The sequence below is a fragment of the Vibrio sp. dhg genome (assembly GCF_003443775.1).
Taxonomy (GTDB): domain Bacteria; phylum Pseudomonadota; class Gammaproteobacteria; order Enterobacterales; family Vibrionaceae; genus Vibrio; species Vibrio natriegens.
This window is the reverse complement of sequence record NZ_CP028944.1, coordinates 1,079,439-1,090,901: the sequence shown is the minus strand read 5'-3', so window position 1 is coordinate 1,090,901 and position 11,463 is coordinate 1,079,439. Positions and strand designations below refer to the sequence as shown.

Genomic DNA, 11,463 nt, shown 5'->3' with positions numbered 1-11,463 from the left:
GATGGACTCAATGTAAGAACGTTGAATGTGTAAAAACGAGAATTAAAAACAGCTTTCCAAGTTTTCTCTAGAAATAGAGAGTAAGAATTTGCTTGGCGACCATAGCGTTTTGGACCCACCTGATTCCATTCCGAACTCAGAAGTGAAACGAAATAGCGCCGATGGTAGTGTGGGGTTTCCCCATGTGAGAGTAGGACATCGCCAGGCTTTAAATATCGTTTTCAGGCATAACCTTTGATACAAGGTATATCTGAAAGCAAAACTAAAATTTGGCATCATTAAATAAGACTAAGTTTTAGTAACAATTTGTGGAGAGATGGCTGAGTGGTTGAAAGCACCGGTCTTGAAAACCGGCATACGTTAATAGCGTATCTAGGGTTCAAATCCCTATCTCTCCGCCACTTTTAAGAAAAACCGCTGTTCTTACAGCGGTTTTTTTGTATCTGTTGTTTTTAAACAGCCTTGCAAATAAAAGTTCTGTAACGTCTTGCTTATCAAGTAAGTACTTCTTCTAAAATTTACCTTTCTCGAACCTCTTTCTGTACATTTGCTTTCGAGTTAAGTTCTTAAGTTCGCGTCGATTCTTTTCCGTGCAATAGTTTCTTCATTGGCTAGTAAGATTTCTGTGAAGCGGTGCTTTGTAGGGTGCTTAACAGCATTTTGGTAAACTTAACAGAGAGATAAAGTGTGTTACTTATTTGGAGGATGAATGAAATTACTGTACTGGTTAGATGAATGTCGAACGTATACCCGTATTGAACAGCGGTCTAAACTACCGATTTCCGGGTTTGATTTACTTGACGATGTGTATGTTAGGTATGAGTTAGTCGACCCGAATAAGCCTTTACTGTTTACCTTTTCTCCTTCTGGTACTGATGTTCAGGTTCAGGATTTAAACCCGAATTTTAAACCTTGGGGTTATCAGCTCGCAGAACAGCAAGAAGTGAACATTATTGCTTTCCAGCATTTGGGTAAAAGTAATTGGTTCCGAAGTCGTAATTTGATTTTCTTTCTTGAGCAGTTATCCGATCTATTAGCGCCCTTTATGTGTCGTTTGGGTTATGGTCAGAGCCGAGGTGGCTTTGCTGTTGGTGCATTTTCAGAGTTGCTAAAGTTGGACCATGTCCTGCTGTTTTATCCTGTTAGTACGAAGAATAAGACTATTGTTCCATGGGATGACAGACCTAGCACTGATTTAGCTCAGCAGTTTGACTGGGAGAGTGGCTACCATGATCGAGATTTGGGTGATGCCAAAGGTTACGTTATTTATGACCCTACCAATTGCATCGATCGTCTGCATGCAGAACGTTACCCGGAACTCACGCACTTAAAAGTTGTTGGAATGGGGCACGGAACCCAATCCAACCAATTGGATAAATTAGAATTTTTTAATTCAGTGGCGGAGGAATTTATCCGCCATCAACAGATAGATATTGCCCAATTTAATGAGCAAACCAAGACTTTGTTTTTAAAAGAGGACTGATATCAGAGCCCCCTGCGATAGGGGGAATGATCACGCACTAAAAATTAAATTTTTAATACAATTGCTAGGCGCAATTTAGATGGAGGATGAATGAAGTTACTGTACTGGTTGGACGAATGGCTGACTCTTTCTCGTAAAGAGCAGGAAACCAGACTACCAATATCCGGGGAGGACTTGCTTGATGATGTCTTTGTTAAGTATGAGTTTGTTGATCTTAACAAACCACTATTGTTCACCTTTTCTCCTGCAGGTACTAACTTGCAAGTACAGGACTTACATCCCGATTTCGCGCCTTGGGGCTATCGTCTAGCCCAAAAACAAAAAGTAAATATTATTTCTTTCCAGCATCTGGGTAAAAGTAATTGGTTTCGCAGCCGTAACTTGATTTTCTTCCTTGAGCAACTGTCAACGCTGCTAGCGCCTTTCGAGTGCCGTTTAGGTTATGGACTGAGTCGGGGAGGTTTCGCGATAGGGGCATTCGCCAATTTGCTTAAGCTCGACCAAGTTCTGCTGTTTCATCCGGTTAGTACCAAAAACCAAGCACTGGTGCCTTGGGATAACAGATCCAGTACTGAAATAGCGCAGCAGTTTGATTGGGATGGTGATTACCACGATCTGGATCTAGGAGATGCAAGAGGCTATATCATTTATGACCCGACGAATGATATTGACCGACTTCATGCTAAGCGCTATCCAGAGCTGACGCATCTTCGTGTTTACGGCATGGGACATGGAACTCATGCTACGTATATGAATAAATTTGGTTTTTACAAACAAGTGGCCGCTGACTTTATCCGTCATCAACAGATAGACATTGCCCAGTTTCGCCATCAAACCAAAACACTGCGCTTAAAAGAGGATTACTACCATTGCCTAAACAAGGCGAACGCAAGCTCACAACATCGTTTGAACTTACTGAGTACTGCTCATAATGTGTTAATTGATGAGAAGAAAGAGCATGTGAAAGAGCATCAGGCGCAGATCGATATTCAGCCACTGGTAGACATTGCGCTTAAGCATGAGCATGACAATCCACAAGATACGGTCCAGCTTTTAGAAGTTGCTCAACAATTGGTTCCTGGTGATCCATTAGTTGAACATAAGCTTCAGCAATTGACTTAATCTCTATTGCAAAGCCTCGTTAGAAATAGCGAGGTTTTCCTTTCATGGGCTAATTACATTCTTATTAGCGAGCATTTTCCCTAAGTAAGAACTAGGCCACTAACCTATTCGATTGGTAGAAAATAAAAAGCCCGAGTTTTTGGACTCAGGCTCAATATAAACGTTGCACTAACGCGAATTAAAACTCTTTTGGTGCAAAGCCAGTCATTACATCCAAACGTAGCTCTTTACCGATTTTGGTCATAGGGTGAACGATCACAAGTCCGCGCACGCGTTTTTTTAGTTTGCCAATGTCCGCTTGCTCAGCTTTGGTGATTTCACGAGAAAATGGCATATCTAGCAAGCTCTTACGCTCTTTGTTAAGCTCATAACTCTGTTTGTGTTTAAGCTGATTTAGCTTTTTGGTTAATTGCTCAACTTCGTCGGTAAACTTAGAAATCATTTCGTGATCACCACGAGAACGCGCTGCATCGAGCTTACGTTGGCAGTTATCTACGCGGTTATGCAGCTTTTGAATATCAGTTTTAATGCTCATGGTAGTTAGACTCTAATTTTCAATGGCCGAGGAGTATAGCATAGCTAAAATTCTAAGCTCTACTATCCTCCTCGATTCCTTATTTAGTTGATCAGTTCATTGCCTGAAACTTGCCCAGAGAAGAATACTTCTACGTTATTTAGTGTCACTGACGCGATGTTGTTGAGCGCTTCGTGAGTTAAGAAAGCTTGATGACCCGTGAACAGCACGTTATGACATGCCGACAGTCGGCGGAAAACATCGTCTACGATAATGTCGTTTGATTTATCCTGGAAGAACAACTCTTTTTCATTGTCGTACACATCCAAGCCTAGTGAGCCGATTCTGCCTTGTTTTAGCGCTTCGATTGCTGCTACAGAATCCAATAGCTCTCCACGACTCGTATTAATGATCATCACCCCATCTTTCATTTTCGAAAATGAGTCGGCATTGAGGAGGTGGTAGTTTTCTTTACTCATCGGGCAATGCAAAGTAATAATATCCGCATTGGCGTATATATCTTCAAGAGAGCAGTAACGTGCGCCCATCTCTATTGCCAGTGGGTTTTCGTAAGGATCATGGCAAAGAATTTCCATGCCTAATCCCTTAAAAATTCTCATCGCAGCAATGCCGATTTTTCCCGTACCTATTACCCCTACAGTCTTACCAAAAAAGTTGAAGCCAACTAAACCTTCCAGAGAGAAATTCGCATCCCGGGTTCGCTGATAGGCTTTGTGTAGTCGACGGTTTAGACACATCATCATACCAACCGTATGTTCGGCAACCGCTTCAGGTGAATAGGCGGGCACATGTACTACTTGCAAGCCTAGCTTCTTAGCCGCTTGTTGGTCGACCTTATCAAATCCCGCACAACGCATCGCTATAAGCTTAGTCCCGCCCTGAGATAGCTGTTTTAAAACGGGTTCTGACAGATCATCGTTAACAAATGCACAGACGACTTCGCAGCCGTGAGCCATTTTCGCCGTCTTCGTGGTCAACCGAAAATCGTGATAATGAAACTCTAAATCCCGTTGATTTTTTACTTTGTTAAAAGAAGCTTCGTCATAGGATTTGGCGCTAAAAAAAGCAATGTTAATCATGGTTCTCTCTCGAAATCATTGTGTTCTCTAATACCGTAATGCAACTTAGGTACAATGAATAGATAAATCTGCAATACGGGCTCTGTCATACCAAAATGCCATTAACATAGGTTTTTTACGTCCTCACGTTATAATCAGATTGCTTTGTCATCATCAACTGACTAGCATATCCCTTCTCTTCTTTCCTTGTTGGCTTCTTTATTTATTAGGCGTTCTGGCGATGTCAGTAAAATGGTGTTCTTTACTTGTATGTTGTGCGTTCGTGTTCGAAGCGCAGGGTGCTGTCGATCTTGTTAAAGTCGATAAGTCGAAGCGTCGAATGTACTTGATGGAAGAAGGCGCAGTGGTAAAGGAGTATCGAATTGCGCTGGGTGCTAATCCCAAAGGTCATAAACAAGAAGAAGGAGACAATCGTACACCAGAAGGTGATTATACTCTGGATTACGTGATCTATGACTCTGCTTTTTACCGTTCCGTACATATCAGCTACCCCGATCCTATTGATACGCTTGAGGCCCATCGTCGCGGTGTCTACCCTGGTGGCAACATTAAAATCCATGGCTTAAAAAATGGAGAAACCCAAGATCCAAGCTTTATACAAAGTTTTGATTGGACCAATGGGTGTATCGCGATTACTAACGAAGAGATGGATGAGTTTATTCAATTGGTTAGAAGGGGCACACCTATTACCATTGAGTGGTAGCAGTATATCCCCCTCATGATCTAAAACAGTCTTTTACGGAAGAAACCGTGTAGGGTAATCACTGAAGATGCCATCTAGAGGTGGCAGATGTTTGAGTTTATGTGGGTTGTTGACGGTATAGCACATCACTTTATAGCCATGTTGTTGGAGTTTTTTAATCTGACGTGAGCGCACCCAATTGATGTTTAAGTTACAGCTGTAAGCGTTGACTTCTTCAAGCAGCAATTGGTCTTTTCTGGTGAGAAACTCACTCAATACACCTAAACGGTAGCCTCTGCAGTGCTCAAAGAGCGCTCTAATCACATCATGACTAAAACTAGAAAGTAAAATACTCTCTGAGGGCAGATGGCTACCAGAAAGCACTTTCGCTAATAACTTTGCAACTGGCTCTGCGGGATGACGATCAACTTTAACTTCGATGTTTAAATTGAGGTTGTGCTCTGCGGCCAGTTCAAGAAGCTCTTCCAACGTCATGATGGTTTCACCCTTAAACTCATCACTAAACCAGCTACCAAAGTCTAAGCTTTTGAGTTCATCCAAAGTCAGTTCATCTATTCGCCCTTGTCCGTTACTACAGCGGTTGACCGTGTGGTCATGGCATACCACCAAAATGTTGTCTTTCGTCGGCTGAACATCGACTTCTACCCATTTCAAATCAAGGTTTATTGCAGCCAGAACGCTTATCTTTGTGTTTTCTGGGTAAGACCCCGCCACACCTCGGTGACCAATTAACAATGTATCCATGTTGTCGTTCTTCTCGTTTGGGTTGAACCCGATAGTAATCGATTTTAAGTGGTTTGGTTTAGTGGGCATCAAGCGAGGTCGATGCAACACCTTCATTTACAGTGGTATTCACAGGAATACAAATATGTTGGACTTTTACTCTATCGCAGCTCATTTTTAAAGTAACGACTAATCTTGCAAGCGCAGAACAATACCCAGAAACGCACGGAGTTGAGCTGAGCATAAGCCTTTATGCATGTCGAAAAATTTGATGATTGGATGGACTTGAATCCTGTATTTTGCAGTTATTTTTTATAATTATCAGGGAGAGAAAAATGAAGATCGGTGTCATTGGCGCTGGAGCGGTTGGTGTTGGTGTTTGTAACTACTTACTCACAATGGGTAGTTTCAGCGAGCTAGTTTTATTAGATCAAAACCTGGAAAGAGCCGAAGGAGAAGTGTTCGATTTCCGTCACACAACGGCGTTAACGTTTTCTAAAAACACTCGTATTATCCCTTCGAATGACTATCTGGATTTATTAGAAGCTGACATTGTCATCATCACTGCTGGCGCACAAATCAAACATGGGCAGACTCGTCTGGATATCGCAGAAATCAACGCCAAGATTGGGGTGGATATCGCACGTAATATAGAGCGTGTGGCACCAAATGCCATTCTTATTGTTGTCACTAACCCATGTGATATTGTTACCCAGTTTATTGTTGCTAATACTGGGTTTGAAGCGAATAAGGTGATCAGCAGTGGCTGTGTTATAGATACTGCCCGATTGATGAGTATTGTCGCCAACCGTGTCGATCTCGATCCTAAGAATATCTTTGGTTACGTATTAGGCGAGCATGGTAGTCATTGTTTTACGCCGAAGAGTTTAATTTCTATCGCAGGCCAACCGGCGGATTATTACTGTGATACGCACAATATCAAACGAATTGATGCGGATGAGCTGTTGGAGGCGGTGAAACAAGCCGGCTATGAAATATTTCGCCGCAAGAACAATACCGTACACGGCATTGCAGCGAGCGTTTTTCGAATCGTGCAGGCAGTTATCATTAACGAGCGCTCGGTGTTGCCTGTCGGAACCATGATAAAAGGGCAATATGGCGTGAATAATGTCGTACTCAGTTTGCCAACGGTTGTGGGTAAAAATGGCGCAGACTCGGTTCTTACTCATCCATTTAGTGGTGAAGAGCTAAAAACGTTAAGAGCCATCAGTGAGAACTTACGTTCAATCGTAAAGAACGTTGCATCGTCGACCAGTTTAGAGTGTTAACGAGTTTAAAACGGAAACCCTCGCTTAATTTCACAGAGCCTGCTTTAAAGCAGGCTTTCGTATTTTTGGTACAGATAAGCCCCTATTGCTCAGTTGTTTAACTTACAGGTGAAGAATATAATGAGAAGTATTTTTATTTGAATGATAGGTTAGGCATGTCTCGAGTTTTAATCGTTGATGACGACGTTCCTCTGTGTGAACTCTTAGCGGCAGTGTTACAAGACGAAGGGTATACAGTATCTTCTGTGCATTGTGGTGAGAGTGCTCTGCAATACATGGAAAAAACACCAATCGATTTGGTTTTGCTCGATGTTATGTTGCCGAACTTAAATGGAATGCAAGTTGCGCGTCGTGTTTGTCAGAGATTCGCTACTCCCATTCTTATGCTCACGGCTTTGAATGATGAGAACTCGATGCTTGATGGCTATCAAGCCGGAGCTGACCAATATATCGGTAAGCCATTCAATGTCGCAGAATTACTGATGCGCATTAAAGCTATCCTTCGTCGAGTAGGTTTGGAGCGCCAACGACAAACCATTTGTAATACCGTTCAGAATATGAGTGATCAACTAAATAGCTTGCCGCTGACCAGCACTGAGGCTGAACTTTTAAGCCATCTGGTTAAAAATCAGGGAGTAGTGATCTCTAAAGCGGAGCTGCAAACAGAAGTTCTGCAAAAAGAACTCAGTCCGTTTGATCGTAATCTTGATATGCATATCAGTAACATCCGCCGCAAACTGGTTGAGGCGGGTCTTTCAAAGCAGCACATCAAAACGTTTCGTGGTAAAGGCTATAGCTATTTAGAAGCTGTGAGCATGTAATGAAGATTGTCTGCCCATCTTACATACTAAAACGTAAAGACAGCCTTGCGTTTAAGCTTTTTAGTTACATGATGGCAATAGTCATCAGCATATTGCTTGTTCAGGACTTAACCGAACGAGCTTTGGTCAAAGCCATGCTAAAAGTTCCTGATAGTGTCAAATCAGAGATGCTAGAACTTGCCCACCAAGCAAATGAACTGATTGAATACGGTGATATGGATGAATTGGCAGATTGGGCCAACGCACAGCAATTTTACCTGTTTGTCTTGGATGAGCAGCTTCAACCCATCACACATCGTTTAATGCATCCACACTTTGAATTTAAGCTGCAGTTCAAACGCAGTCTTGACTCTCAATTGGAAGACAAAGTTAATCAACCCCTTATCAATATTCCTCTGGTTAATGAACACAATTTAGTGATTGAACTCCCGCATCGTTTGCACCCTGCGAATGACTTTATCCTTTATTTTTCTATCATCAAGGTCGTGATTGCCGCGGTAATTTTGTCTTTATTCTCACTTTTAATGGCGCGAAAATTACAGCAGCCACTCGCTCGTCTCAGAGAGGCGAGTAAGAAGCTTTCTAACGGGGATTTCGACGTCAGTGTTGTGCAGGAATTAAAGTCGACCACCCGAGAGTTTAATGAGCTCGCGGAGGACTTTGATCACATGACCAGAGAGATCCACTCACTAGCGGAAAAACAACGTCTTTTGATTCGTGATGTTTCTCATGAGCTCAGAACGCCACTAGCCAGGCAAAATCTCGTGCTACATCTCTTGCGCAAGCGCGTGGGAGAAGATGAACAGGATCTGGTTACCCGGCTCGAAGAGGAGACTAAAGAGCTAAACCACCTGATCAGCGGCATTTTAGAATTTAGTCGTCTTGAGAATGCCCGTTACGATAAAGCGACTAAACGTAATGATTTAGAAGTGCTTTTGGCACCACAAGTAGAGCGCTGCAAGATCGATCTTAAACAAGAACAAAGCTTGTCATTTGTTTCTCTTGCGACTGAGCCGAGCGCATATTGTGAAGAAACATTGGTGGTGCGTTGTCTTAATAATCTTGTTGGCAATGCCATCAAATACGCAGGTGAACGTGCCCAGATAGAAGTGGCTCTGAGCCACAAAGAAGTCAATGGCCAGCGTTATCTCGTTATGTCGGTATCTGATGATGGGCCCAGAATTGCAGAGAACAAGTTGTCCGAAATCTTTAATCCTTTTACACGCCTGGATGCATCGAGAGATAAAAACGTCGGTGGGTATGGTCTCGGGCTGGCGATTGTCAAAGAATCGATGCGAATAATGGGAGGAAGCGTTAAAGCAGAAAGCCGTCCGCAAGGTGGCTTAAACGTAAGTTTGATGTTCAGACAATAATACGACATGATGCGGCCAAGATTTTTTGTGATCTAGATCTCGTATGAATAATTCGTCATCCAATAGTTCTTTACAAAATCCTGCAAATGCAAAGAATGTAAATTTAATGCAAATGGTAATACTTATCACTTATATTCACTCGCGATATAAATAAGAGGGAATCACATTCATTGTATGTGCGACCCGAAACACAATCGGAGTGAAAGTATATGTTTACTAAGAGCCATTTGGCATTAGTGATCGGTGCGGTGTTAGCAGCACCAGCAGTGGCAGAAATTCAAACGGATGAGCATCTAGTTGTTGAAGGACGCGAGTTCGGCTACAAAGCGGATACCAACAGTACAGCGATGCGTATGGAAATGACGCAGCTAGAAACTCCGGGACAAGTTGCCGTAATTGACGAAACCGTGATTGATGAGCAACGAGCGAGTACGCTGGGTGAAGTACTGCGTAATGACGCGAGTGTAAGCGCTGGCGGCACTAGTCGTAACCGTGAACGTTTCTCGCTTCGTGGATTTGAACTAAGTAGTTCTGATGGTTTTCTAAAAGATGGTCGCCAACACTGGTCACATTACCGTCAGCCAATTGAGCTTTTAGAGCGCGTTGAAGTTTTAAAAGGTCCGTCTGGTCTGCTTTACGGTAAGTCTGAGCCGGGTGGTTTAGTAAACATGGTTTCCAAGAAGCCAACGGCCAAAACACAAGTAAGCCTGAGCCAGGACATCGGTTCAAACGAGCATTCACGTACAGTGCTTGATGTAAGTGGCTCTTTAAACGAAGCCGAGACGCTGCGTGCTCGTGCGATTTTGGCGAAGGAGAACTACAGTTCTTGGCGAACATACGGTGATGGTACAAAGCCTCAAACTGACCGTTTTGTTGGTGGTTTAGTTGCTGAGTATGACATTACTGAAAACATTATGGTGTCAGCGCATTATGACCGTACAAAAGATGAAGGTAGCGTAGATTCAGGTGCTTACATTGTGAATGGTAAGCCTGCGCGTGGTGACAAATACATTTGGGATGCGCAGTGGTCGAAGATCGATAACGACGTCGAAAACTATGGCATCGACATTAACGCTCAAGTAGTTGAGAACGTTAATGTCAAAGCGGGATACAACCGCCAGGACTTTGAGCGTTTTGACGTAGAGTCGTACCCGAAGTTCAATGAATACGATGCAGGTAACGTCATTGTTCACCGTGGCAACGATCGTTCAGATAACTGGGTGTTCGATACCGCCTATTTGGACGTCACGACGGGCTTTGCTCTGTTTGGTACGGAAAACACACTGTTAGTCGGCGCTAACTACTTAGATTACAGTTACGATCGCTTTATGGCGTTTCATAATGAAGCTCAGATTGCTCCGGGAGAAACGGTGCCCAAGCCTGACTATCGCAGTTCTAGAAAATGGCCAACGAATGAATACGATACTTGGGGAATCTACGCGCAAAATATGATGACCATTAACGATTACTGGCAGGTACTTGCGGGTGTTCGTTATGATGAAAAACGCAGTGATGAGTTAACAGAGAGTCAAATATCTCCGAAGTTTGGTGTGACTTTCCACCCAACATCGAATGGCTCTATTTATGTGCAATACTCTGAAAGTTTTATGCCACAAGGGCAGGTAAATGGTGAGGATTATACTAACGATGGAGAAGAACTAGACGCAGAACGCGGCATTTCTTACGAAGTTGGTACTAAGTGGGAGTTGTTTGATCAACGTCTTTACTTAACAGGCGCTTTATTTGATATCACCTTAGAGAACGTAAAGCTAACGGTTGATGCGCCAAATAATCCGGGCAAAGAGACGATTACGCAAGATGGTGAGCAAGTTCACCGTGGAGCAGAAATCCTAGCGCAGGGCTTTGTGACTGATAAGTTGTCGCTTACGGCTTCTGCAATGTATTTAGATGCAGAGATTACACAAAGTAAAAGTTACAAAGGTAATCGTCCGGCAGATGTACCTGAGTTTTCGGCGAGTGTTTGGTCTAGCTATAAAGTACAAGACAACACTAACCTAAACCTAGGTTTGATTTATGAAGGTGATCGCTACGGAGATGCAGCGAATACCTTCGAAAAAGATGGGTATGCACGCATTGATATGGGTGTGTCATACAAGCATAAGTACGACGAAAACTTGGATATTATTGCTCGATTCAATGTAGAAAACCTATTTGATACTGAGTACTTAGCAGGTGGTGGTAGTACCGACCCTCTAGAGTATGAAGGAGCGAGCGGTGTAGTGGTTGGTGAAGGCCGAAACTACATGGCGACAATCCAGTTTAAGTACTGATAACAATCTGATTAATAAAGGGGAAGGGTCGAATTCCCCTTTAG

Annotated in this window: 10 protein-coding genes, 1 tRNA gene and 1 rRNA gene; 9 read left to right on the top strand and 3 right to left on the bottom strand. The window is 42.9% G+C overall.

Features of this window, described 5'->3' with window-relative positions; all coding sequences use genetic code 11:
* Positions 1-91 precede the first annotated feature (91 nt).
* The 4 genes from rrf (at position 92) to DBX26_RS20600 (ending at position 2,605) form a co-directional block, all read left to right on the top strand.
* Positions 92-207 (top strand): 5S ribosomal RNA (gene rrf / locus DBX26_RS20615).
* A 103-nt stretch (positions 208-310) separates the two neighbouring features.
* A tRNA-Ser gene (locus DBX26_RS20610) sits at positions 311-401 on the top strand.
* Positions 402-709: 308 nt separating this feature from the next.
* The gene (locus DBX26_RS20605) at positions 710-1,483 is read left to right on the top strand and encodes a cytosolic protein (protein ID WP_118120764.1); all 774 of its coding nucleotides are present in this window, start codon (positions 710-712) and stop codon (positions 1,481-1,483) included.
* 90 nt (positions 1,484-1,573) lie between these two features.
* Entirely contained in the window at positions 1,574-2,605 is a 1,032-nt protein-coding gene (locus DBX26_RS20600) for a hypothetical protein (RefSeq protein WP_014233514.1), read from the top strand.
* A gap of 178 nt (positions 2,606-2,783) precedes the next feature.
* On the opposite strand, the gene DBX26_RS20595 is transcribed toward DBX26_RS20600, so the two are convergent.
* Entirely contained in the window at positions 2,784-3,140 is a 357-nt protein-coding gene (locus DBX26_RS20595) for a YibL family ribosome-associated protein (RefSeq protein WP_014233515.1), read from the bottom strand.
* Positions 3,141-3,223: 83 nt separating this feature from the next.
* Complete coding sequence (locus tag DBX26_RS20590; RefSeq protein ID WP_118120763.1) at positions 3,224-4,219, bottom strand: 2-hydroxyacid dehydrogenase; 996 nt, start codon at positions 4,217-4,219, stop codon at positions 3,224-3,226.
* Between the two features lie 220 nt (positions 4,220-4,439).
* Between DBX26_RS20590 and DBX26_RS20585 the strand changes: the two genes are divergently transcribed.
* Positions 4,440-4,922, top strand: coding sequence for a murein L,D-transpeptidase family protein (locus DBX26_RS20585; protein WP_118120762.1), 483 nt, complete (start codon positions 4,440-4,442; stop codon positions 4,920-4,922).
* A gap of 33 nt (positions 4,923-4,955) precedes the next feature.
* Here DBX26_RS20585 and DBX26_RS20580 read toward each other — a convergent pair whose 3' ends face one another.
* Positions 4,956-5,666 carry a glycerophosphodiester phosphodiesterase family protein gene (locus DBX26_RS20580; RefSeq protein WP_118121241.1) on the bottom strand — a complete coding sequence of 237 codons (711 nt, stop codon included), beginning with the start codon at positions 5,664-5,666 and terminating at the stop codon, positions 4,956-4,958.
* A 314-nt stretch (positions 5,667-5,980) separates the two neighbouring features.
* Here DBX26_RS20580 and DBX26_RS20575 point away from each other — a divergent pair, with 314 nt between their 5' ends.
* From DBX26_RS20575 to DBX26_RS20560, 4 genes are all read left to right on the top strand, one after another.
* Entirely contained in the window at positions 5,981-6,934 is a 954-nt protein-coding gene (locus tag DBX26_RS20575; RefSeq protein ID WP_118120761.1) for an L-lactate dehydrogenase, read from the top strand.
* A 155-nt stretch (positions 6,935-7,089) separates the two neighbouring features.
* A complete protein-coding gene (locus DBX26_RS20570) occupies positions 7,090-7,755 on the top strand; it encodes a response regulator transcription factor (protein ID WP_118120760.1) in 666 nt (221 codons plus the stop codon).
* The gene (locus DBX26_RS20565) at positions 7,755-9,128 is read left to right on the top strand and encodes a sensor histidine kinase (protein ID WP_118120759.1); all 1,374 of its coding nucleotides are present in this window, start codon (positions 7,755-7,757) and stop codon (positions 9,126-9,128) included. Before DBX26_RS20570 ends, DBX26_RS20565 begins: the two co-directional genes overlap by 1 nt.
* Positions 9,129-9,337: 209 nt before the next feature.
* Positions 9,338-11,419, top strand: coding sequence for a TonB-dependent siderophore receptor (locus tag DBX26_RS20560; RefSeq protein ID WP_118120758.1), 2,082 nt, complete (start codon positions 9,338-9,340; stop codon positions 11,417-11,419).
* Positions 11,420-11,463 lie beyond the last annotated feature (44 nt).

Bases quoted from the DNA above. Each gene is read 5' to 3' on its own strand.
- DBX26_RS20605 (WP_118120764.1), top strand. From the start codon at position 710: ATGAAATTACTGTACTGGTTAGATGAATGTCGAACGTATACCCGTATT.
- DBX26_RS20600 (WP_014233514.1), top strand. From the start codon at position 1,574: ATGAAGTTACTGTACTGGTTGGACGAATGGCTGACTCTTTCTCGTAAA.
- DBX26_RS20595 (WP_014233515.1), bottom strand. From the start codon at position 3,140: ATGAGCATTAAAACTGATATTCAAAAGCTGCATAACCGCGTAGATAAC.
- DBX26_RS20590 (WP_118120763.1), bottom strand. From the start codon at position 4,219: ATGATTAACATTGCTTTTTTTAGCGCCAAATCCTATGACGAAGCTTCT.
- DBX26_RS20585 (WP_118120762.1), top strand. From the start codon at position 4,440: ATGTCAGTAAAATGGTGTTCTTTACTTGTATGTTGTGCGTTCGTGTTC.
- DBX26_RS20580 (WP_118121241.1), bottom strand. From the start codon at position 5,666: ATGGATACATTGTTAATTGGTCACCGAGGTGTGGCGGGGTCTTACCCA.
- DBX26_RS20575 (WP_118120761.1), top strand. From the start codon at position 5,981: ATGAAGATCGGTGTCATTGGCGCTGGAGCGGTTGGTGTTGGTGTTTGT.
- DBX26_RS20570 (WP_118120760.1), top strand. From the start codon at position 7,090: ATGTCTCGAGTTTTAATCGTTGATGACGACGTTCCTCTGTGTGAACTC.
- DBX26_RS20565 (WP_118120759.1), top strand. From the start codon at position 7,755: ATGAAGATTGTCTGCCCATCTTACATACTAAAACGTAAAGACAGCCTT.
- DBX26_RS20560 (WP_118120758.1), top strand. From the start codon at position 9,338: ATGTTTACTAAGAGCCATTTGGCATTAGTGATCGGTGCGGTGTTAGCA.